Source organism: Pseudomonas sp. E1BtOHC1 (assembly GCF_058744285.1).
This window is the reverse complement of sequence record NZ_CP196023.1, coordinates 573,750-594,374: the sequence shown is the minus strand read 5'-3', so window position 1 is coordinate 594,374 and position 20,625 is coordinate 573,750. Positions and strand designations below refer to the sequence as shown.

The 20,625-nt window shown below is 62.1% G+C and carries 18 protein-coding genes; 11 read left to right on the top strand and 7 right to left on the bottom strand.

The features are described 5' to 3' along the window. Nucleotides 1–58 precede the first annotated feature (58 nt). Nucleotides 59–1,207: an MFS transporter gene (locus ACSSVC_RS02790; protein WP_346633414.1), complete on the top strand. Its 1,149-nt coding sequence runs from the start codon at nt 59–61 to the stop codon at nt 1,205–1,207. A 4-nt stretch (nt 1,208–1,211) separates the two neighbouring features. Here ACSSVC_RS02790 and ACSSVC_RS02785 read toward each other — a convergent pair whose 3' ends face one another. Both ACSSVC_RS02785 and ACSSVC_RS02780 read right to left on the bottom strand, forming a co-directional pair. Beyond that, nucleotides 1,212–2,780, bottom strand: coding sequence for a phospholipase D family protein (locus tag ACSSVC_RS02785; RefSeq protein WP_492612549.1), 1,569 nt, complete (start codon nt 2,778–2,780; stop codon nt 1,212–1,214). A 72-nt stretch (nt 2,781–2,852) separates the two neighbouring features. Continuing rightward, nucleotides 2,853–4,277 carry an aminotransferase-like domain-containing protein gene (locus ACSSVC_RS02780; RefSeq protein WP_346633412.1) on the bottom strand — a complete coding sequence of 475 codons (1,425 nt, stop codon included), beginning with the start codon at nt 4,275–4,277 and terminating at the stop codon, nt 2,853–2,855. Between the two features lie 180 nt (nt 4,278–4,457). On the opposite strand from ACSSVC_RS02780, the gene ACSSVC_RS02775 reads away from it, so the two are divergent. Continuing rightward, a complete protein-coding gene (locus tag ACSSVC_RS02775; protein ID WP_404937904.1) occupies nt 4,458–4,703 on the top strand; it encodes a DUF1127 domain-containing protein in 246 nt (81 codons plus the stop codon). Nucleotides 4,704–4,734: 31 nt separating this feature from the next. On the opposite strand, the gene ACSSVC_RS02770 is transcribed toward ACSSVC_RS02775, so the two are convergent. After that, a complete protein-coding gene (locus ACSSVC_RS02770; protein ID WP_346633410.1) occupies nt 4,735–6,048 on the bottom strand; it encodes an NAD(P)/FAD-dependent oxidoreductase in 1,314 nt (437 codons plus the stop codon). A gap of 147 nt (nt 6,049–6,195) precedes the next feature. Between ACSSVC_RS02770 and ACSSVC_RS02765 the strand changes: the two genes are divergently transcribed. Further along, nucleotides 6,196–6,549 (top strand): YkgJ family cysteine cluster protein, encoded by a 354-nt coding sequence (locus ACSSVC_RS02765; RefSeq protein WP_102862531.1) that lies wholly within the window; start codon nt 6,196–6,198, stop codon nt 6,547–6,549. A 62-nt stretch (nt 6,550–6,611) separates the two neighbouring features. Here the strand turns inward: ACSSVC_RS02765 and ACSSVC_RS02760 are convergent, their stop codons facing one another. Beyond that, complete coding sequence (locus tag ACSSVC_RS02760; protein WP_011064210.1) at nt 6,612–7,100, bottom strand: Lrp/AsnC ligand binding domain-containing protein; 489 nt, start codon at nt 7,098–7,100, stop codon at nt 6,612–6,614. A gap of 157 nt (nt 7,101–7,257) precedes the next feature. Between ACSSVC_RS02760 and dadA the strand changes: the two genes are divergently transcribed. From dadA to ACSSVC_RS02730, 6 genes are all read left to right on the top strand, one after another. Beyond that, nucleotides 7,258–8,559, top strand: a complete 1,302-nt coding sequence (gene dadA / locus ACSSVC_RS02755) for a D-amino acid dehydrogenase (RefSeq protein WP_346633409.1) — start codon at nt 7,258–7,260, stop codon at nt 8,557–8,559. After that, nucleotides 8,531–8,884, top strand: coding sequence for a RidA family protein (locus tag ACSSVC_RS02750; RefSeq protein ID WP_346633408.1), 354 nt, complete (start codon nt 8,531–8,533; stop codon nt 8,882–8,884). The genes dadA and ACSSVC_RS02750 overlap by 29 nt, the downstream gene beginning before the upstream one ends. A gap of 91 nt (nt 8,885–8,975) precedes the next feature. Continuing rightward, nucleotides 8,976–10,049: an alanine racemase gene (alr, locus tag ACSSVC_RS02745; RefSeq protein WP_492611972.1), complete on the top strand. Its 1,074-nt coding sequence runs from the start codon at nt 8,976–8,978 to the stop codon at nt 10,047–10,049. A gap of 132 nt (nt 10,050–10,181) precedes the next feature. Further along, the gene (locus tag ACSSVC_RS02740; protein WP_123726820.1) at nt 10,182–10,730 is read left to right on the top strand and encodes a cupin domain-containing protein; all 549 of its coding nucleotides are present in this window, start codon (nt 10,182–10,184) and stop codon (nt 10,728–10,730) included. Between the two features lie 182 nt (nt 10,731–10,912). Continuing rightward, nucleotides 10,913–11,329: a c-type cytochrome gene (locus ACSSVC_RS02735; RefSeq protein WP_123726819.1), complete on the top strand. Its 417-nt coding sequence runs from the start codon at nt 10,913–10,915 to the stop codon at nt 11,327–11,329. Between the two features lie 136 nt (nt 11,330–11,465). Beyond that, nucleotides 11,466–13,394, top strand: coding sequence for an acetyl-CoA hydrolase/transferase C-terminal domain-containing protein (locus tag ACSSVC_RS02730; RefSeq protein ID WP_492611971.1), 1,929 nt, complete (start codon nt 11,466–11,468; stop codon nt 13,392–13,394). Nucleotides 13,395–13,501: 107 nt separating this feature from the next. Here ACSSVC_RS02730 and ACSSVC_RS02725 read toward each other — a convergent pair whose 3' ends face one another. Together ACSSVC_RS02725 and rep are read right to left on the bottom strand one after the other, a co-directional pair. Next, nucleotides 13,502–14,074 carry a xanthine phosphoribosyltransferase gene (locus ACSSVC_RS02725; protein WP_346633405.1) on the bottom strand — a complete coding sequence of 191 codons (573 nt, stop codon included), beginning with the start codon at nt 14,072–14,074 and terminating at the stop codon, nt 13,502–13,504. Between the two features lie 55 nt (nt 14,075–14,129). Further along, nucleotides 14,130–16,139 (bottom strand): DNA helicase Rep, encoded by a 2,010-nt coding sequence (gene rep, locus ACSSVC_RS02720; RefSeq protein WP_346633404.1) that lies wholly within the window; start codon nt 16,137–16,139, stop codon nt 14,130–14,132. 267 nt (nt 16,140–16,406) lie between these two features. Here rep and ACSSVC_RS02715 point away from each other — a divergent pair, with 267 nt between their 5' ends. Further along, on the top strand, nt 16,407–18,080 hold the full coding sequence (locus ACSSVC_RS02715) for a putative bifunctional diguanylate cyclase/phosphodiesterase (RefSeq protein WP_346633403.1): 1,674 nt from the start codon (nt 16,407–16,409) through the stop codon (nt 18,078–18,080). 54 nt (nt 18,081–18,134) lie between these two features. On the opposite strand, the gene ACSSVC_RS02710 is transcribed toward ACSSVC_RS02715, so the two are convergent. Further along, nucleotides 18,135–19,535: a NorM family multidrug efflux MATE transporter gene (locus ACSSVC_RS02710; RefSeq protein WP_346633402.1), complete on the bottom strand. Its 1,401-nt coding sequence runs from the start codon at nt 19,533–19,535 to the stop codon at nt 18,135–18,137. Between the two features lie 157 nt (nt 19,536–19,692). On the opposite strand from ACSSVC_RS02710, the gene ACSSVC_RS02705 reads away from it, so the two are divergent. After that, complete coding sequence (locus tag ACSSVC_RS02705) at nt 19,693–20,613, top strand: LysR substrate-binding domain-containing protein (protein WP_404937899.1); 921 nt, start codon at nt 19,693–19,695, stop codon at nt 20,611–20,613. The last annotated feature ends 12 nt before the right edge of the window (nt 20,614–20,625 follow it).

The window sequence follows — 20,625 nt, the reverse complement described above, 5'->3', positions numbered from 1 at the left end:
GGGGAGTCCGGCTGTGTTGTCTGTGGCTTGCAGAATAATGATCCACAGGAGTGTGGAAATGCCTTGGGCGACCTATTTCGCCGTTTTATCCGCTGTCTTGAGTGTCGGCCTGGCCCTGGGCATGACCATGCCGCTGGTGTCCTTTCGCCTGGAAAGCTGGGGCTACGGACCCTTTGCGATAGGTGTGGTAGCGGCGATGCCGGCCATTGGCGTGCTGCTGGGCGCGAAGATTTCCAGCCGCCTGGCGGCCCGCTTCGGTACCGCCAACCTGATGCGCCTGTGCCTGTGGGCGGGTGCGCTCTCTATTGGGCTGCTGGCGCTGTTGCCCAGCTATCCGGTGTGGCTGGCGTTGCGCCTGATCCTGGGTGTGGTACTGACCATCATCTTCATCCTGGGGGAAAGCTGGATCAACCAGCTGGTGGTGGAGCAGTGGCGGGGGCGGCTGGTGGCGTTGTATGGCAGCGGCTATGCCTTGAGCCAGCTGGCGGGTCCCCTGCTGCTGGGCGTCCTGGGTACCACGCAGGACTACGGTTTCTGGGTCTCGGTGGGGTTGTTGGTGGCGGCGCCCTTGCTGCTCTTGGGGCGTAGCGGAGCGCCGAGCACCGAGTCCTGCAATGTCACCCTGATCGACCTCTGGCGCTTCTGTCAGACGCTGCCGGCGATTGGTTGGGCGGTGGCCTTGTTCGCTACTTTCGAGGCTCTGATCCTGACCCTGCTTCCGGTTTATTGCTTGAGCCAGGGCTTCACCGAGGACGTGGCCCTGGCCATGGTCAGCACCGTGGTGGTGGGCGATGCATTGTTGCAGCTGCCGATCGGCGCCTTGGCCGATCGCGTCTCCCGGCGCGGCCTGTTCACCGGTTGCGCGGTAATCCTGCTGTGTTCCAGCCTGGCCATTCCCCTGCTGCTGGACAGCGTATTGATCTGGCCTTTGTGGGTGCTGTTCGGGGCCAGCGCTGGCGGGTTGTTCACTCTGTCGCTGATCCTGATCGGCGAGCGTTATCGCGACGATGCGCTGGTGCGAGCCAATGCCCATGTGGCGCAGTTGTGGGGTATCGGTTGTCTGATCGGTCCCTTGGTGGCAGGGGCGGGCAGTCAGTGGGTCACCGGCCACGCGATGTTGCTGCTGGTAGCGGCGGGGGCCTTTGGCCTGTTGCTTCTGCTGCTGCGTCAGGGCGCTTTTGGAAGCGTCCAGGCACAACCCCTGTAGCGCTTCAAAGCATGCGCTCCAGACCGATGCGGGTGCTCAGCCAGGCATTGATGCGTCGCCACCAACTGCCGGGCTCGTGGCTCAGGCTGTGCAACTGCCCTTGGTCCTCGGTGATCCAGACCAGCTTGCCGCCCTCCAGTTTGACCTGGTAGCTGAGGGGCGGCGCCATCCCTTGCAGGGCCAGGGCGCGTACATGCTCGGCCAGTTCGGGGCTGTCCACCAGCACCCCAACCTCGGTGTTCCACAGCACTGAGCGTGAATCGAAATTGAACGAGCCGATAAAGCTCTTCTGTCGGTCGAAGACCATCGCCTTGCTGTGCAGGCTGGAATCCGATCCCTTCAGGGAACCGCTGTGGAACAGCCGCGGACCGCTGCCGCCGCCCCGCTCTCCGGGTTGTCTGCGCAACTCGTAGAGCTTCACGCCGTGTTCCAGCAAGGCCTTGCGATAGGGCGCGTAGCCGCCATGCACCACCGGCACGTCGGTGGCTTCCAGGGAGTTGGTCAAGAGGCTGACCGCGACCCCGGCGTCAGCCCGGCCGGTCAGGTACACCAGCCCCGGCTGGCCCGGGACGAAGTAGGCCGAGACCATGATCAGTTCCTTGCTGACGCCCTTGAGTTCCGGTGCCAACTGGGTGGTCAGCAGCAAGTGCGGGTCGGGATCGCCCTTGGCCAGGACCTTGGTCGGCGCATCCCACAGGGCTTGGTTCCAGGCCCAGATCAGTTCCTTGCGCCAGATATCCATGCGCGGCTGGGTTTGATAGGTCATCAGTTGGCGATACAGGACCTGGTTCTGCCGGCGGCTGTCCTGTAGCGACTCTTCCAGGCGCTGGCGGGTGTTGTTCAGGGCCTTGGCTGAAGGTGCGTAAGACAGGAACTCGCCTATGGGCCGGCTCAGGGCGCTGTTCCAGTATTGGTCGAAGCTATGGCCCAACTGCTCGGCCACGGGGCCGGCGCTGAACATGTCGATGTCGGTGAAGTTGAGATTGGGTTCGGCATCGAAGTATTCGTCGCCGAGGTTGCGCCCGCCGACGATGGCCACGCTGTTGTCCGCCAGCCACAGCTTGTTGTGCATCCGTCGATGCTGCTGCGACAGGTTGAACAGGCGGCCCACGGCTCGGGTAACACCGGTGCTGCGGCCCAGGTGCAGCGGGTTGAACAGGCGGATCTGGATCTGCGGGTGGGCGGCCAGGGTGGCGATGATCTGGTCCAGCCCGTCACTGGTGGTGTCGTCCAGCAGGATGCGTACCCGCACGCCTCGATCGGCAGCCTTGAGCAGTTCGTCCACCAGCATCCGGGTGCTGATGCCGTCATGGACGATGTAGTACTGCAGGTCGAGGCTGCTCTGGGCGTTGCGGATCAGCTCGGCGCGGGCCATGAAGGCTTCAGTGCTGTTGGGCAGCAAGCGAAAGCCGGAGCGTCCCTGGTAAGGGGCGGCCTGGGCCCTGATGGACTGGGCGAAGCTGGAATCCTTGGCGGCCAACGCTTGGCTGGGCTGGTAAGGCACTTCCTGGGTGGCGCAGCCGCCCAGCCCGAGGGTCAGGATCAGCGCTAGGATAAACCCCTGTTTACGGATCAAGTCAGGTCATCTCGCATCACGGCGCGGGTTGGCATGGGACGGCTGGCTTCCTGCAACGTGACCCGGGGTTCAGTCCTGGGTTTCGCTGAGCAGCTTGATGGCTGCGGAGCCGACTTTGCGTACCGCGTCCTCGATCTGCGCGGTTGGCTTGGCAGCGTAGTTCATCCGCAGGCAATTGCGGTACTTGCCCGAGGCGGAAAAGATACTGCCCACGGCGATCTGCACGCCTTGGTCGAGCAATGCCCGGTTGAGTTTCAGAGCGTCGAAGCCTTCGGGCAGTTCGATCCACAGCATGAAACTGCCCTGGGGACGACTGGCGCGGGTGCCTGTGGGGAAATAGCGGCTGACCCAGTCGAGCATCAGGTCGCGGTTGCGCTGGTATTGAGTGCGCATCTTGCGCAAATGGGGTTCGAAGTGGCCGCTTTTCAGGAACTCGGCGATGGCCACCTGGGGCTGCGTGGCGGTGGAACCGGTGCTGATGTACTTCATGTGCAGCACCCGCTCCAAGTAGCGGCCGGGCGCGACCCAGCCGATGCGCAGGCCGGGGGCCAAGGTCTTGGAGAAGGAGCTGCACAGCAGGACCCTGCCGTCGTCGTCGAAGGACTTGATGGTTCGCGGGCGTGGGTAGGTGTAGGCCAGTTCGCCATACACATCGTCCTCGATGATCGCCACGTCGAAGCGCTGGGCCAGGGTCAACAGGGCCCGCTTGCGCGACTCCGGCATGATGTAGCCCAAGGGATTGTTGCAGTTGGGGGTCAACTGTATGGCCTTGATCGGCCACTGCTCCAGAGCCAGTTCCAGGGCTTCCAGGCTGATCCCGGTAATCGGGTCGGTGGGGATTTCCAGGGCCTTCATGCCCAGCCCCTTGAGGGTCTGCATGGCGCCGTGAAAGCTCGGCGAGTCTACGGCAACAATGTCCCCAGGCTCGCAGGTGGCGCGAATGCTGGAGGACAAGGCCTCGTGGCAGCCGGTGGTGATCACCAGGTCATTGGCCCCCAGCTGGCAGCCGGAATCCAGCATCAGCCGCGCCACTTGCTCGCGCAATTCCAGCACGCCGTAGATGTTGTCGTAGTGCAGGCCGGGCATGTCCTGGCGCCGGCTGAGCCGGGCCATGGCCCGCAGCAAGGGCTTCATGGTTGGTGTGGTGATGTCCGGCATACCGCGGCCCAGCTGCACCACGTCCTTGCGCGGCACCGCGCGGATCAGCTCCAGCACCTGGTCCCACTGGGAGATTTCCACCGGCCGCTGGGCCGGGCGACCGACCGCCGGCAGGGCGGGCAACTCACGGCTGGGGGGGACGAAGTAGCCGGATTTTGGCTTGGGCATGGCCAGGCCGTTGTCTTCCAGCAGGCGATAGGCCTGCTGCACTGTGCTCAGGCTGACCCCGTGTTCTACGCTCAGGGCGCGCACCGAGGGCAGTCGATCACCGGGGCGATAGAAGCCCTGTTCGATGCGGGTGCCCAGGAGTTCGGCGAGGTTCACATAGAGGGTCATGGCGTTGGCTCGAAGTGGCAGTCACGGAGGACCAGTACAGATGGGGCAAAAATACAGGATTCAGCGATATTTTTGGCAAAACTGTATGGAAATAATACCGCTGTATTGGGTCTGTATTGGTTTTGATGCGGCGCCCATCATGTTCGCTCATGGCAACTTGAGCAAACAGGAGCAATGGAAATGAACGGCTTGAGCGATGTGCGGCTGTCGTTACGCAGTCAGGAACTGGAGGCCGAGCAGGAGCGGGGAGCGGCGGCGACCCTGCCACGCACTGCGCCGTCCGGGCTGGGTCCCTGGGGCTTGTACTGGCATCGGCTGCGTACCCGCAAGGCGTTGCTGGAGTTGACCGCCGAGGAGTTGCGGGACGTGGGGCTGAGCCGCGAGGAGGCCCGGGCCGAAGGCCTCAAGCCTTTCTGGCGGCTGTAATCCCGCAGCGGCGGCAAGGAGCCGCGCAAGGTCAGGCCAGCTCTTTCAGGCGATGCCAGAGCATGCCCAGGGCCAGCAGTGGTGAGCGCAGGTGCTTGCCGCCGGGAAAGGTGATGTGTGGCACCTTGGCGAACAGGTCGAAACCGCCACCCTGTTGGCCGCTGATGGCTTCCCCCAGCAACTTGCCCGCCAGGTGCGTGGCGTTCAGCCCATGGCCTGAATAGGCCTGGGCGTAATACACATTGGGTTGGTCCTTGAGTCGGCCGATCTGTGGCAGGCGGTTGGCGCCGATGCCGATCATGCCGCCCCACTGGTAGTCAATCTTCACCTCGGCCAGTTGCGGGAACACTTCCAGCATCTTCGGCCGCATGTAGGCAGCGATGTCCTTGGGGTCGCGCCCGGAGTAGTGGCAGGCACCGCCGAACAACAGGCGCCGATCGGCCGAGAGTCGGTAGTAGTCCAGGGCTACGCGCTGGTCGCAGACGGCCATGTTCTGAGGCAGTAGCTCCTGCGCCTGGGCCTCACTCAAGGGTTCGGTGGCAATGATGTAGCTGCCGGCCGGCAGCACCTTGCCCCCCAGCTCCGGGTTGAGGTCGTTGAGGTAGGCGTTGCAGCCCAGGACCAGGGTCTTGGCCCGTACCGTGCCGCGATGGCTGTGGACCTTGACCTCGGGACCGTAGTCGATGCGAGTCACTGCCGAATGCTCGAACAGACGCACGCCCATCTGCTGCGCCGCCTGAGCTTCACCCAGGGCCAGGTTCAGCGGGTGCAGATGGCCCGAGCCCATGTCGATCAGCCCGCCAACGTAGCGTTTGGAGCCCACCACGCTGTGCATTTCAGCGGCCTGCAACAGGCGGGTTTCGTGGCGATAGCCCAGGCTGCGCAGTTCTTCGGCGTCCTCGGCAAAGCCTTCAAGGTCCGCCGGCTTGTTGGCCAGGTCGCAGTAACCCCAGGTCAGATCGCAGGGGATCTGCAGGCGTTCGATGCGCTGGCGGACGATTTCCACGGCCTCCAGCCCCATGAGTTTCATCTGCCGCACACCGTCGTTGCCGAGCACCTTGGTGAACTGATCCAGGCCGTGGCCGACCCCACGAATCAACTGTCCGCCGTTGCGGCCGCTGGCGCCCCAGCCGATCTTGCGGGCTTCCAGCAGGATCACACTGAACCCGCGCTCGGCCAGTTCCAGGGCGGTATTGAGCCCCGAGAACCCGCCGCCTACCACGCACACGTCCGCTGTCAGCTCGCCTGCCAGTGTCGGGTAGTCAGGCTGCGGCAGGCTGCTGGCGGCATAGTAAGAGGCGGCGTGCCGATCGCTGGCGGCGGATTGCTGAGCACTGGCGGGCATGGAAAGCGTCCTGATCAGGGGGTCTGTAAAAATTGCCGGAGCATAAGCCGGGGCTTTCGTTTGCGGCAACCGCAGGACGCCCGGTCCTGTCTGCGCCGATGCATTTGAGGCAGAATTCACGGCTATTCATGTCCCGGTAGCCTTTTCATGAGCTGTAACCGTCAAATAGTCCGCAGCCTGCGTCAGCAGATTCCCTCCTTCGAGTGCGTTCCTGGCTGCCACGATTGCTGCGGGCCAGTGACTACTTCGCCTGAGGAAATGTCTCGCCTGCCGCGCAAGACCGCTGCCGAACAGGACGCTGCCATGGACGAGCTCAACTGTGTGCACCTGGGCCCCAATGGCTGCACGGTGTATGACGAGCGCCCGCTGATCTGTCGCCTGTTCGGCACCACGCCGAGTCTGCCGTGCCCCAACGGCCGGCGTCCGGTAGAGATGATCCACCCCCGGGTCGAGAAGCAGATCCACGACTACATGGCCAGTAATCGTCAGGTCCTGGTCTAGCCCGTCACTCCTTGTAGGAGCTGGCTTGCCGGCGAAAGCGTCCCGGACCGGCGCTCCTCATCTCAATCCGGAATGGGCAGGCTCAGGCTCTCCTTCACTTCCTCCATCACGATGTAGCTCTTGGATTCCCGTACATGGGGCAGCTTGAGCAGGATGTCCCCCAGCAGCTTGCGGTAGGACGCCATCTCTGAGATCCGCGCCTTGACCAGATAGTCGAAGTCGCCGGACACCAGATGGCATTCCAGCACGTGCGGCAGCTTCAGCACCGCGCGACGGAACTCCTCGAAGGTATCCCCTGACTTGTAGTCCAGGCTGATCTCGACGAACACCAGCAGGCTGCCCTTCAGGTGCTGCGGATTGAGCCGGGCGTTGTAGCCCATGATGATTCCTTCGCGTTCCAGGCGGCGCACTCGCTCGGTGCAAGGGGTGGTGGAGAGTCCGACTCGTTCCCCCAGCTCGGTGAAGGAAATACGCCCATCGGCCTGCAGTATCCGCAGGATATTGCGATCTATCTTGTCCAGGGCACGACGGGTCTGATGATTGGTGCGCATAGGGGATGCCCCTCCGTGAAAAGCGATATCGCCGAGAATTCTCGCCAAATATAGGCGGTTATATAGTGAAAATCACTGCTCAATGTTTCTTACACTGCGCCCATCTTTGCTCTGAATAACAAACGTCAGCGGTCAAGCCGCGATGAGGGATATGAAAATGCGCGTTCTGGTCTTGGGCAGTGGCGTTATCGGAACCACCAGTGCCTATTACCTGGCTCGAGCCGGGTTTGATGTGACCGTGGTGGACCGCCAGCCGGCTGCAGCCATGGAAACCAGTTTCGCCAACGCCGGTCAGGTATCCCCTGGCTATGCCTCGCCCTGGGCTGCTCCGGGCGTGCCGCTCAAGGCCATCAAATGGCTGCTGCAGCGCCACGCACCGCTGGCAATCAAGGCCACCGCCGATATCGATCAATACCTGTGGATGGCGCAGATGCTGCGCAACTGCACCGCCAGCCGTTATGCGGTGAACAAAGAGCGCATGGTGCGTCTGTCCGAATACAGCCGTGACTGCCTCGACGAACTGCGGGCGGAAACCGGTATCGCCTATGAAGGCCGCAGCCTGGGCACCACCCAGCTGTTCCGCACCCAGGCGCAACTGGACGGCGCGGCGAAAGATATCGCCGTGCTCAAGGAATCCGGCGTGCCGTTCGAGCTGCTGGATCGCGAGGGCATTGCCCGGGTCGAACCGGCTCTGGCCAACGTCACCGACATCCTTGCCGGTGCCCTGCGTCTGCCAAATGACCAGACCGGCGACTGCCAGATCTTCACCACTCGCCTGGCCGAAATGGCCATCAAGCTGGGTGTGGAGTTCCGTTTTGGCCAGGACATCCAGCGCCTCGACTTCGCCGGCGACCGGATCAATGGCGTATGGATCGACGGCAAGCTGGAAACCGCCGACCGCTACGTGCTGGCGCTGGGCAGCTATTCGCCGCAACTGCTCAAGCCGCTGGGCATCAAGGCCCCGGTCTACCCGCTCAAGGGCTATTCCCTGACCGTGCCGATCACCAACCCGGCGATGGCTCCGACTTCGACCATCCTCGACGAGACCTACAAGGTTGCGATCACCCGTTTCGATAACCGTATCCGGGTCGGCGGCATGGCTGAAATAGCCGGTTTTGACCTCTCGCTGAACCCACGCCGGCGCGAAACGCTGGAGATGATCGTCAACGATCTCTATCCTCAGGGCGGTGATCTGTCCCAGGCCAGTTTCTGGACCGGGCTGCGTCCTACCACCCCGGATGGCACGCCAATCGTCGGTGCCACGCCGTTGCGCAATCTGTTCTTGAACACCGGCCATGGCACCCTCGGTTGGACCATGGCCTGTGGTTCCGGTCGTTTGCTTGCGGACCTGATGGCCAAGAAAAAGCCGCAGATCAGCGCCGAAGGCCTCGATATTTCCCGTTACGGCAACCCTCAGGAGTCAGCTAAACATGTCAATCCAGCGCCAGCTCACCAATGAGCGCATGAGTCAGATCGTCGTTCACAGCGGTACGGTGTATCTGTCCGGGCAAGTCGGTGACGACCTGCAGGCCGGAATTGAACAGCAGACTCGGGAGACCCTGGCCAACATCGAGCGTCTGCTGGACCTGGCCGGCACCGACAAAAGCAAGCTGCTGTCGGTGACCATCTACCTGAAGGACATCGATGCCCATTTCGAAGGCATGAACAGTGTCTGGGACCAGTGGTTGCCAAAAGGCGTGGCACCGGCCCGGGCTACTGTGGAAGCCAAGCTCTGTGAGCCGGAAATCCTCATCGAGCTGTCGGTAGTGGCCGCTCTGCCTTAAGCGACAAGATCCCTCTCCCGGTGCCGGTGGTGGTCCGCCGTCATCCAGCACCGGTTTTTTATTCCCCATGACCGCCTAGAAGTCTGCCGCCATGCGTCCTGCCCGTGCCCTGATCGATCTCCAAGCCCTGCGTCATAACTACCAACTGGCCCGTGAAGTTTCGGGTGTTCGCGCTCTCGCGGTGATCAAGGCCGATGCCTACGGTCATGGCGCGGTGCGATGCGCCCAGGCGCTGGAGAGCGAGGCCGATGGCTTTGCCGTGGCCTGTATCGAGGAAGCCCTGGAACTGCGCGCCGCCGGCATCCGTGCGCCGGTGCTGTTGTTGGAGGGGTTCTTCGAAGCCTCTGAGCTGGCGCTGATCGTCGAGCATGATTTCTGGTGTGTGGTGCATTCGCTGTGGCAGCTCGAGGCCATCGAGCAGACGCCGGTGGCCAAGCCGCTGACGGTCTGGCTCAAGCTGGATTCGGGCATGCACCGGGTTGGCCTGCATCCCAAGGATTACCAGGCGGCCTATCAACGGCTGCAGACCAGCGGCAAGGTCGAGAAGATCGTGCTGATGAGCCACTTCGCTCGCGCTGATGAGCTGGACTGCCCACGCAGCAGTGAGCAGGTCGCGGTATTCGAGGCGGCTCGCCAGGGGCTGGGGGCCGAGATCAGCCTGCGCAATTCGCCCGCAGTATTGGGCTGGCCCAGCGTGCCAAGTGACTGGGTTCGCCCGGGCATCATGCTCTACGGTTCCACGCCGTTCGAAGAAAACAACTCCGTGGCAGAGCGTCTGCAGCCGGTCATGACCCTGGAATCCAAGGTGATCTGTGTGCGTGAGCTGCCCGCCGACGAGCCGGTTGGCTATGGCGCCAAGTTCATCACCGACAAGCCGATGCGCATCGGCGTGGTCGCCATGGGTTATGCCGATGGCTATCCACGCCACGCGCCAACCGGCACTCCGGTGTTGGTGGACGGTCAGCGCAGCCGCCTGCTGGGCCGGGTGTCCATGGACATGCTGTGTGTCGACCTGACGGATGTGCCTCAGGCCGGGCTGGGTTCCACCGTTGAGCTATGGGGCAAGAACATCCTCGCCAGCGAGGTCGCCCTGGCCGCCGATACCATCCCTTATCAGCTGTTCTGCAACCTGCGTCGGGTGCCGCTGGTGTACTGCGAAGACTGAGATTGCGCGGGTTGTACCGAAAGTCGCCTGCCCTCGGGGGAATCGGGGCCAAGTGTTGTAAATACTGAACGCTGTCGCCATGATAACGCTCAATTACAACAACGCCTGATTCCCGCCTAGGAGGCTGCCGCATTGGACGTCGGTGAACGACTACAATCCATCCGTAAACTGAAAGGTCTTTCCCAGCGTGAACTCGCCAAGCGCGCGGGCGTCACCAATAGCACCATTTCAATGATCGAAAAGAACAGTGTCAGCCCCTCGATCAGCTCACTGCGAAAGGTGCTGGGCGGCATTCCCATGTCCATGGTCGAGTTCTTTTCCGAGGAAGTTCTCCAGGAAACGCCTTCTCAGATCGTCTACAAGGCCCACGAACTGATCGATATCTCCGATGGTGCAGTCACCATGAAGCTGGTGGGCCGGGCCCATCCAAGTCGCGCCATTGCCTTTCTCAACGAGATCTATCCGCCGGGCGCCGATACTGGCGAAGAGATGCTCACCCATGACGGCGAAGAAACCGGGATTCTCCTCGAGGGTCGCCTGGAATTGGTGGTAGGGCTGGAAACATTTGTCCTCGAAGCCGGTGACAGCTACTACTTTGAGAGTACGAAGCCGCACCGTTTTCGTAATCCGTTCGATGCTCCGGCGCGACTAATCAGCGCAGCCACTCCGGCGAATTTCTAGACCAAGAGGCATCCTGCAAGGCTTGCAGAGAGGGCCCCAGCGACATTTCGCCGCGATTAAGACCCCTTCGACTTTGGGGTTGTTTCAGTGTGGCGGGCTAACCGTTATACTTTCGCCCGCCTGCGAAACCGTGGCCGCAGGCGTGACTAGCCACCATTGAGGGTGTACGCGTGAACCTAATTATGAAAATGCTGGCCGCACCAGCAACCGTATTGGCCCTTTGGGCAGTCAGCGCTCAAGCTGCGACTAATGATGACATTGCCAAGCGTCTTGAGCCTGTTGGCCAGGTCTGCGTCCAGGGGCAGGAATGCAAGGGTATGGAAGTCGCTGCTTCTGCTGGCGGCGGCGGTGGGGCGAAATCCCCGGATGACGTGATCGCCAAGCACTGCAATGCTTGCCACGGCACCGGCCTGTTGGGCGCACCGAAAATCGGTGACACCGCAGCCTGGAAAGAGCGCGCCGATCACCAGGGCGGCCTCGACGGCATCCTGGCCAAGGCCATCACCGGTATCAACGCCATGCCGCCTAAAGGCACTTGCATGGATTGCTCCGATGACGAGCTCAAAGGTGCTATCCAGAAGATGTCCGGCCTGAAATAAGCCGCCATCTTCAGCGAAAAAGCCGCTTACGAGCGGCTTTTTTGTGGGCGTAATTCAGCCTGTGCACTGTTCAACGCAGCAAACTCCCGGCAAGCTCGGTCCAACCTCAATTCATGGATGGTCCCCGGAGGGTCAGATGCTGCAATCCTGTTCTATCGAGCATGCGGTAGATGAAGTGCTCGCCCGTTTGCCGCAACACATTCACATGGGCATGCCCCTGGGCCTGGGCAAACCCAACCGTTTTGCCAACGCCCTGTATCGCCGCATTGCCCAATTGCCCGAACGCCAACTGACGATCTACACCGCCCTGAGCCTGGGCCGTCCGTCCCTGGGCGACGGCTTGCAGAAGCGCTTTCTCGAACCCTTTGTGGAACGGGTGTTCGGCGACTACCCGGAACTGGATTATCTCGCCGACCTGCACCGCGACAGCCTGCCGGCGAACATCCGCGTCGAGCAGTTCTTCATGCAGCCCGGCAGCCTTTTACACAGCGCCGCAGCGCAGCAGGACTACGTCAGCAGCAACTACAGCCATGCAGCCCGGGACATCAACGCCGCCGGCCTGAACCTGGTGGCGCAACTGCTGGCCCGCGATCCGCAACACCCCGGCCGTCTGAGCCTGAGCTGCAACCCGGATATCACCCTCGACATGCTGCCGATGATCGCCAAGCGCCGTGCCGCAGGGGAGACCATCCTGATTCTCGGTCAGGTCCACAGCGACCTGCCTTATATGCCCGGGGACTCCGAGATCGACGCGGCGGACCTCGACCTGCTGATCGACGAAGAAGAGCACAGCACTCTGTTTTCCACGCCGAACATGCCGGTGGGGATTCAGGATCATTGCATCGGCATGCATGCCAGCACCCTGGTGCGCGACGGCGGCACCCTGCAGATCGGCATCGGCTCCATGGGTGATGCACTGACCGCAGCCTTGCTGGCGCGGCAGGCTGACAACGACGGTTATCGAGCCCTATTGACGGACCTGCAGGTGAACCAATGGCAGTCGCTGATTGACCGTGAAGGTGGCGTCGAGCCCTTTGCCCAAGGCCTTTACGGTTGCAGTGAAATGTTCGTCAACGGTCTGCTGGCCCTGGCGGATGCCGGCATCGTGCGGCGCAAGGTCTACCCGACCCTGGAGCTGCAACAACAAGCCAACGCCGGCACCCTGGACCCGGCCACGGCTGGCGGGGTTTCGGTCCACGGTGGTTTCTTCCTTGGCCCGCGCAGTTTCTATCAGCGGCTGCGAGAGCTGCCCAAGGGCAAGCTGGCGGAGTTCAACATGACCGCCATCAGCTACATCAACGAACTCTATGGCGACGAGGCCCTCAAGCGCCTGCAGCGTCGGGACGCACGATTCATCAACAGTGCCTTCACCATGACCCTGATGGGGGCGGCGGTGTCCGATCAGTTGCAGGGCGGGAAGGTACTGAGTGGTGTTGGCGGGCAGTACAACTTCGTTGCCCAGGGCCATGCTCTGCACGATGCTCGCTCGGTGCTGATCCTGCGCAGCTGGCGTGAGTCCGCTGGCGAGGTCAGTTCCAACATTGTCTGGGAGTACGGCCATTGCACCATCCCGCGCCATCTGCGGGACATCGTGATCACCGAGTACGGTATTGCCGATCTGCGGGGTAAAACGGATGCGAAAGTGATCGAGGCGCTGCTCAATATCAGCGACTCACGCTTTCAGCCGGGGTTGATGGAGCAGGCACAGAAAGCCGGAAAACTGCCAAAGGATTTTCGTCTGGATCCGCGTTTTACCGACAACAGCCCACAGCGTTTGCAGAATATTCAGGCACGTCACAGCCACCTGTTTCCAGAGTATCCGCTGGGCAGTGATTTCAGCGATGAAGAGCGTGACCTACTGCGGGCGCTGAACTGGCTGAAGAGCAAGTTCAAGCTCAGCGAGATCCTCGAGCTGGGCAAGGCGGCACTCGATGCGCCGGAGCCTGAGGCATTCCCGGCGCACCTTGAGCGCATGGGGCTGGAGAAGCCCGAAGGCCTGCGTGAAGACCTGTACCAGCGTTTCCTGCTGGCTGGCCTGCAGGCCACGGCAACCACCTTGTCGTAGGAGCCGGTTTGCCGGCGAATGGGCCATCAAGTCTTGCATTGCTCTCAAGGGCGTCTTCGCTGGCAAGCCAGCTCCTACACAAGCCAGCTCCCACAAGGCGGGCGGGGTTAGTCGATGAAGGTGACCACGCCGCCAGCCAGGGATTTGACCCGGGCCAGGGATTCCACGCGGTAGCCCTGGGAGTCCAGTTCGGCACGGCCGCCCTGGAAGGACTTTTCGATCACGATGCCCAGGCCGGCCACGGTGGCACCGGCCTGCTTGATGATCGAGATCAGCGCCTGGGACGCCTTACCGTTGGCCAGGAAGTCATCGATGATCAGTACGCGGTCGCTGCTGGTCAGGTGCCGTGGGGAGATGGCGACGGTGCTTTCCACCTGTTTGGTGAAGGAGTACACGGTGGCCGACAGCAGGTTCTCGGTCAGGGTCAGGGACTGGTGCTTGCGGGCGAAGATCACCGGCACGCCCAGGTTCAGACCGGTCATGATCGCCGGGGCAATCCCCGAGGCTTCGATGGTGACGATCTTGGTGATGCCCGAGTCCTTGAACAGCGTGGCGAATTCGTCGCCGATCAGCTTCATCAACTGCGGATCGATCTGATGGTTCAGAAAGGCGTCGACTTTCAGTACTTGATCGGAAAGCACGATGCCTTCTTCGCGAATTTTCTTGTGCAGTGCTTCCACGGAGCTTCCTCAAATAGCGCCTGTTGCGCCAAAGGTCAGTTAAAAATAGTCGATTTTAGCGCTTTAACATCGCGCGTATATCCGCCAAAGCGCTATTGCCGCGAACGGCTTTGACTTCGGTCGGCGTGTCGTCGTTGCCTTCCCAGGCCAGATCGTCCGGGGGCAGTTCATCGAGGAATCGGCTCGGCGCGCAGTCGATGATTTCACCGTATTGCTTGCGCTTGGCTGCGAAGGTGAAGGCCAGGGTCTGGCGAGCACGGGTAATGCCCACGTAGGCCAGGCGTCGTTCTTCCTCGATGGTGTCGGCTTCGATACTGGAGCGGTGCGGGAGGATTTCCTCTTCCATGCCCATGATGAACACGTAGGGAAATTCCAGGCCCTTGGAGGCATGCAAGGTCATCATTTGTACACCTTCGGCGCCGTCTTCCTCTTCCTGCTGGCGTTCCAGCATGTCCCGCAGGACCAGCTTGCCGATGGCGTCTTCGACGGTCATTTCGCCGTCTTCGTCTTTTTCCAGGGTGTTCTTCAAGGCCTCGATCAGGAACCAGACGTTGCCCATCCGGTAGTCTGCGGCCTTGTCGCTGGAGCTGTTGGTGCGCAGCCAGTTCTCGTAGTCGATGTCCATGACCATGCTGCGCAGGGCGGAGATCGGGTCTTCGCCGGCGCATTGTTCGCGGACCCGGTCCATGAAGCGCTTGAAGCGCGCCAGGCGGTCGGTGAAACGGCTGTCCAGGTGCTCGCCCAAGCCGATTTCATCGGTGGCGGCGTACATCGAGATCTTGCGCTCGGTGGCGTAGTTGCCGAGTTTTTCCAGGGTCGTGGAACCGATTTCCCGGCGCGGCACGTTGATCACCCTGAGAAAGGCGTTGTCGTCGTCCGGGTTCACGATCAGGCGGAAGTAGGCCATCAGATCCTTTACTTCCTGGCGTCCGAAGAAGCTGTTACCGCCGGACAGACGATAGGGCACCTGATGGTGCTGCAGCTTCAGTTCGATCAGTTTGGCCTGGTAGTTGCCCCGGTAAAGAATGGCGAAGTCGCTGTAGGGCCGGTCGGTGCGCAGGTGCAGGCTAAGGATCTCCATCGCCACCCGTTCGGCCTCGGCATCTTCGTTGCGGCAGCGGATCACGCGGATTTCGTCACCGTGGCCCATCTCGCTCCACAGCTGCTTTTCGAACTCATGGGGGTTGTTGGAGATCAGCACGTTGGCACAGCGCAGGATACGGCTGGTGGAGCGATAGTTCTGCTCCAGCATCACCACTTTCAGGGACGGATAGTCGTCCTTGAGCAGCATCAGGTTTTCCGGGCGCGCGCCACGCCAGGCGTAGATCGACTGGTCGTCGTCGCCCACCACGGTGAACTGGTTGCGCTTGCCGATGAGCATCTTCACCAGCAGGTACTGGCTGGCGTTGGTGTCCTGGTATTCGTCCACCAGCAGGTAGCGGACCTTGTTCTGCCATTTTTCCAGGATGTCGGCGTGTTCTTCGAACAACTTCACCGGCAGCAGGATCAGGTCGTCGAAGTCCACCGCGTTGAACGCCTTGAGCGTGCGCTGGTAGTGGGTATAGACGATGGCCGCAGTCTGTTCCTTGGGGTTGCGGGCATTTTCCAGGGCTTCGGCGGGCAGGATCAGGTCGTTCTTCCACGAGCCGATCATGTTCTTGATCTCGTCGACGCCGTCGTCTCCGGAATACTCCTTCTGCATGATGTCGGTCATCAGGGCCTTGACATCAGTCTCGTCGAAGATCGAGAAGCCCGGCTTGTAGCCCAGCCGCGCATGCTCCTTGCGGATGATGTTCAGGCCCAGGTTGTGGAAGGTCGACACGGTCAGGCCGCGACCTTCGCCACTGCGCAGCAGGGTGCCGACCCGCTCCTTCATTTCCCGCGCGGCCTTATTGGTAAAGGTCATGGCGACGATGTACTGGGCGCGGATGCCGCAGTTCTGGATCAGGTGCGCGATCTTGCGGGTGATCACGCTGGTCTTGCCGGAGCCTGCGCCGGCGAGCACCAAAAGAGGGCCGCCGACATAGTTCACGGCTTCTTGCTGCCGGGGATTGAGTCGGGACATGACAGTAAAAAGGGATCGGTTACGAAAAGGGCGGGCATTTTAACAGGCTGGACAGATTCTGCTGCTCTCTCCGACTTGTGACGCACAACGCTATCTAAATTTGCCGGTTTTGATACTTTCCCTCAGGATGCGCGCTGAATATGCGTCTAATGTTCGAGTTAGAGCGGTACAAGAAATTGCGTATGATAATCAATATCAATTGTTATTGCTTATTTGCGCGCCATAATGCCCGCCGCCAACTTATTTTGCAGAGTCTAGGGAGCTAGCTTGTCTAAGCCTGTCGAACCCTTGCGTTTGCTGCTACTGGCCGAAGAGCCTGTGTGGACAGCGTTGTTGCGCGAGTGTGTCGCTCCGTTGGGAGACTCGGTGGTATTGATCAGTGCTCCCACCTGGGAGTCGGTCAGTCGTTTGTTCGAAGACGATCGCAATGCGGTCCTGTTGACCATTCCACGCCTGCAGCCCGGTCCCGGGCGTTGCAGTTTGCCCACCATTCTATTGCTGGACCATGAGCCCTCGGTGGCCCCGGTGGGCGTCAGCGACTGGCTGGTGGGTTCCTGCCTGAGTACCGATGCCCTGCGCCGCTGCCTGCGTCATGTGCGTGAGCGCGGTGTGCTGGAAAACACCTTGCAACGCCTGGCCGAGCAGGACCCCCTGACCGGTATTGCCAACCGGCAGGGCTTTCAGACCCTGCTGGCCGCGCGGCTGGCGGAAAACGATGGTCGCGGCCTGGCCCTGGGGCACCTGGACCTGGATAACTTCCGTCACGCCAACGATGCCCTCGGCCACCAGGCCGGTGACCGGCTGATCCTGCAGGTGGTGTCGCGGCTCAAGAGCCAGCTGGAGGCCGGTGACCAACTGGCCCGCCTGGGCAGCGACGAGTTTGCCTTGCTGATCGACACCCGCCGCGCGCCGCAGCGTGCCGAATGGATGGCCGAACGCATCACCGAAGCCATGGCCGAACCCTATTGGGTCGACGGCGAAAGCCTGTTGATCGGCTGCAGCCTGGGGATTGCTCATGCCCGGGCCAATGCCGGCGCCGACCCGTTGATGTGGCATGCACATATCGCCATGCAGCAGGCCAAGAGCACCCAGGGTTGCACCTTTCATATCTTCAACGAGCGGATCAATCGCAACGCTCGCAGCCTTGCCGATCTGGAAAGCGAGCTGCGTCGGGCCTTGCGCCGTGACGAGCTGGAGCTGCATTACCAGCCGCGGCTGAACCTGCATGACGGCAAGATTGTCGGCCTCGAAGCCCTGGTGCGTTGGCGTCACGGCGAGCGCGGCCTGCTGCCTCCCAGCGAGTTTGTGCCCCTGGCGGAACAGAGCGGGCTGATCGTGCCCCTGGGCTACTGGGTGATTTCCCGTGCTCTACGAGACATGCAGGCCCTGCGCGAGCGCGGGCTGCCTTCGCTGCATATGGCGGTCAACCTGTCGTTCCGCCAGTTCCAGGACAGCCAGTTGCTCTCGACCCTGAGCCGGCTGATTGCCGAGCGCGGGGTTGAAGCCCAGTGGCTGGAGTTCGAGCTGACGGAAACCGCAGTGATGCGCCGCAGCGATCTGGTGAAGCAGACCATGGATGCCCTCGGGCGCCTGGGGGTGCGTTTTTCCCTGGACGACTTCGGTACCGGTTTCTCTTCCTTCGTCCACCTCAACAGCCTGCCGATCACCCTGCTCAAGGTCGACAAGAGCTTTGTCGGGGGCATGGAGCAGCGTGAAGAGAACCGCAAACTGGTGCACGCCATGATCAACCTGGCCCACAACCTCAATCTGGATGTGGTGGCCGAGGGGGTGGAAACCGCGGAGCAACTGGCGTTGCTGCGAGGCTTTGGCTGCGATCAGGTCCAGGGCTACCTGATCAGCAAGCCGCTGCCCCTGGCTGATCTGATGGAGTACCTGACGTTCGGCAGCAGCCAGCAGTCGCTGCAGGAAGGGACGCTTTAAGCGACTGATACCGGTGCTGATCCACCGCCTTGGGCGGCGGTGATCAGCTCCCTGTCAATCCGCGCTGCTGGTCTGAAGGTTCATCGCCGCTGCCACGGGCTCGCGCTTGATCATGCGGCGCATCCGCCACTCGAACGCTAGGGTCAGGCTGATGGCCGCGCAGGCCAGGCCCAGGGCCAGTCCCCACCAGACACCGGTCGGTCCCCAGTCCAGGGTAAAGGCCATCAGCCACGCCGAAGGGGCACCGATCAGCCAGTAGCAGCCCAGGCCCACCAGGAAGGTGGTCTTGGCATCCTTGAGGCCGCGGATCGCGCCCATGGCGATGGTCTGGGTGCCATCGAACAGCTCGAACCAGGCCGCCACCGCCAACAGGCTCACCGCCAGTTGAATCACCTCGGCGAAGGCCGGGTCATTGTGGTCCAGGAAGAGCCCGATCAACTGGTTGGGTAGCAGCCAGAAAATCATCGCGAACCCCAGCATCGCCACCGCGCCGAAGGCGATGCCGACCCGTCCGGCCAACCTTGCATCCAGCAGTTGTCCGGCACCGTAGTGCTGGCCAATGCGCATGGTGATGGCGTAGGAGATGCCAGCCGGCACCATGAACGCCACCGACACGATCTGCAGGGCGATCTGGTGCGCCGCCAACTGGGTGCTGCCCATGGTGCCCATGCACAGCGCGGCGAAGGCGAACAACCCGACTTCCACCGCATAGGTGCCGCCAATGGGCAGGCCCAGGCGCCACAGTTCCCGCAGGTAATGGGTGTTCAGCCGGGCCAGGCCCTGACGCAACGGGTACGCGGCGTAGGCCGGATGGCGCTTGATGTGCCAGGCCAGTGCCAGCGCCATGCAGTTGGCGACGATGGCGGTCACCAGGCCGATGCCCACCAGGCCGAGTTTCGGCAGGCCGAACATGCCGGTGATCAATGCATAGTTGAGCAGGAAGTTGGCCACAGTCCCTGCCAGGCTGATGACCATCACCGGCGTCGCCCGGCCGATGGCGCTGGTAAAACCGCGCAAGGCCATGAAACTCAAGTAGCCGGGCAGGGCGAACGGCAGGATCAGCAGGAACTGGCCGGCGGCCTGGACGTTGCTTGGGGTCTGGCCGAACAGCAGCAACAGCGGTTTGAGGTTCCACAGCAGCAGGCCGGCGACCAGGGCCATGATCCAGGCCAGCCACAGGCCGGCCTGGGTCAGGCGGGCGGCGCCCTCGATGTCTCCGGCGCCCTGACGAATCGCCACCAGGGTGCCTACAGCGGCAATCACGCCGATGCAGAAAATCGAGACAAAGGAATAGCTGGCGGCGCCCAGACCGCCGCCGGCCAGGGCTTCGGGGCTGAGGCGGGCCATCATCAGGGTGTCGGTGAGAACCATCAGCATGTGCGCCAGCTGGGAGGCGATCAGCGGCCCCGCCAGCCGCAGGATGGCCCAGAGTTCGGTACGTGCTGGATGCTGCATGGTCATCAGGCTCGATCAGGGTAAAGTCGGGGAGAGCGCTGATTCTCGGCGCTTCTGGGCCATAGCACAAAGGGATAAAAATACTTGCTGGCATGATAAAAACTCATGCGAACGACTTTCTGGTAGCGTTGCGTCATTCCGCTGCCGGAGCGCATCCATGTCCCGCCGTCTTCCTCCTCTTTATGCCCTGCGTGCCTTTGAAGCAGCGGCGCGGCACAGCTCGTTCACCCGGGCGGCCGAGGAGCTGTCCATTACCCAGAGTGCTGTCAGCCGGCATATCCGCACCCTGGAGGAGCACTTCGCTTGCCGGCTGTTCCAGCGCAGTGGGCGCAATCTGCAACTGACCGAAGCGGCGCGTTTGCTGCTGCCGGGCATCCGCGAGGGCTTCGGTGCCCTGGAGCGGGCCTGCAATACCTTGCGGGCCGAAGACGACATCCTGCGCATGAAGGCGCCGTCGACCCTGACCATGCGCTGGTTGCTGGCGCGCCTCAGCCGTTTCCGCCATCTGCAGCCGGGCAACGAAGTGCAGCTCACCAGTGCCTGGATGGATGTGGATTCCGTGGACTTCAACCAGGAACCCTTCGACTGTGCGGTACTGCTGAGCAACGGACACTTTCCACCGGATTGGGAAGCCAGCTACCTGTTCCCGGAGTTACTGGTCCCGGTGGGCGCTCCGAATCTGCTCGAAGACCTGCCCTGGGATGTGGCGCGGCTGGCGGCCACGGAGTTGTTGCATCCGACTCCTGACCGGCGGGACTGGCGCAGTTGGCTGGAGCAGATGGGGCTCACGGATCAGGTTTCCCTCAAGGGCGGGCAGGTGTTCGACACTCTGGAGCTGGGGATGATTGCGGCGGCTCGGGGCTACGGCGTGTCCATGGGGGACCTGCTGATGGTGGCCGAGGATGTCGCTCAAGGTCGCTTGAGCCTGCCCTGGCCGACTGCCGTCGCCAGCGGCTTGAACTATTACCTGGTGTGGCCCAAGACCCGGCCGGGAGGTGAACGTTTGCGTCGTCTCAGCGACTTTCTCCAGGGTGAGGTCGAGGCGATGCAATTGCCTGCGGTAGAGCGCCTGGGCTGAAACGTTGAAGCA

What these genes read in the sequence shown, in the direction of transcription:
- ACSSVC_RS02790 (WP_346633414.1), top strand. Translation starts at nt 59, where the DNA reads ATGCCTTGGGCGACCTATTTCGCCGTTTTATCCGCTGTCTTGAGTGTC.
- ACSSVC_RS02780 (WP_346633412.1), bottom strand. Translation starts at nt 4,277, where the DNA reads ATGACCCTCTATGTGAACCTCGCCGAACTCCTGGGCACCCGCATCGAA.
- ACSSVC_RS02775 (WP_404937904.1), top strand. Translation starts at nt 4,458, where the DNA reads ATGAACGGCTTGAGCGATGTGCGGCTGTCGTTACGCAGTCAGGAACTG.
- ACSSVC_RS02770 (WP_346633410.1), bottom strand. Translation starts at nt 6,048, where the DNA reads ATGCCCGCCAGTGCTCAGCAATCCGCCGCCAGCGATCGGCACGCCGCC.
- ACSSVC_RS02765 (WP_102862531.1), top strand. Translation starts at nt 6,196, where the DNA reads ATGAGCTGTAACCGTCAAATAGTCCGCAGCCTGCGTCAGCAGATTCCC.
- ACSSVC_RS02760 (WP_011064210.1), bottom strand. Translation starts at nt 7,100, where the DNA reads ATGCGCACCAATCATCAGACCCGTCGTGCCCTGGACAAGATAGATCGC.
- dadA (WP_346633409.1), top strand. Translation starts at nt 7,258, where the DNA reads ATGCGCGTTCTGGTCTTGGGCAGTGGCGTTATCGGAACCACCAGTGCC.
- ACSSVC_RS02750 (WP_346633408.1), top strand. Translation starts at nt 8,531, where the DNA reads ATGTCAATCCAGCGCCAGCTCACCAATGAGCGCATGAGTCAGATCGTC.
- alr (WP_492611972.1), top strand. Translation starts at nt 8,976, where the DNA reads ATGCGTCCTGCCCGTGCCCTGATCGATCTCCAAGCCCTGCGTCATAAC.
- ACSSVC_RS02735 (WP_123726819.1), top strand. Translation starts at nt 10,913, where the DNA reads ATGAAAATGCTGGCCGCACCAGCAACCGTATTGGCCCTTTGGGCAGTC.
- ACSSVC_RS02730 (WP_492611971.1), top strand. Translation starts at nt 11,466, where the DNA reads ATGCTGCAATCCTGTTCTATCGAGCATGCGGTAGATGAAGTGCTCGCC.
- rep (WP_346633404.1), bottom strand. Translation starts at nt 16,139, where the DNA reads ATGTCCCGACTCAATCCCCGGCAGCAAGAAGCCGTGAACTATGTCGGC.
- ACSSVC_RS02710 (WP_346633402.1), bottom strand. Translation starts at nt 19,535, where the DNA reads ATGCAGCATCCAGCACGTACCGAACTCTGGGCCATCCTGCGGCTGGCG.
- ACSSVC_RS02705 (WP_404937899.1), top strand. Translation starts at nt 19,693, where the DNA reads ATGTCCCGCCGTCTTCCTCCTCTTTATGCCCTGCGTGCCTTTGAAGCA.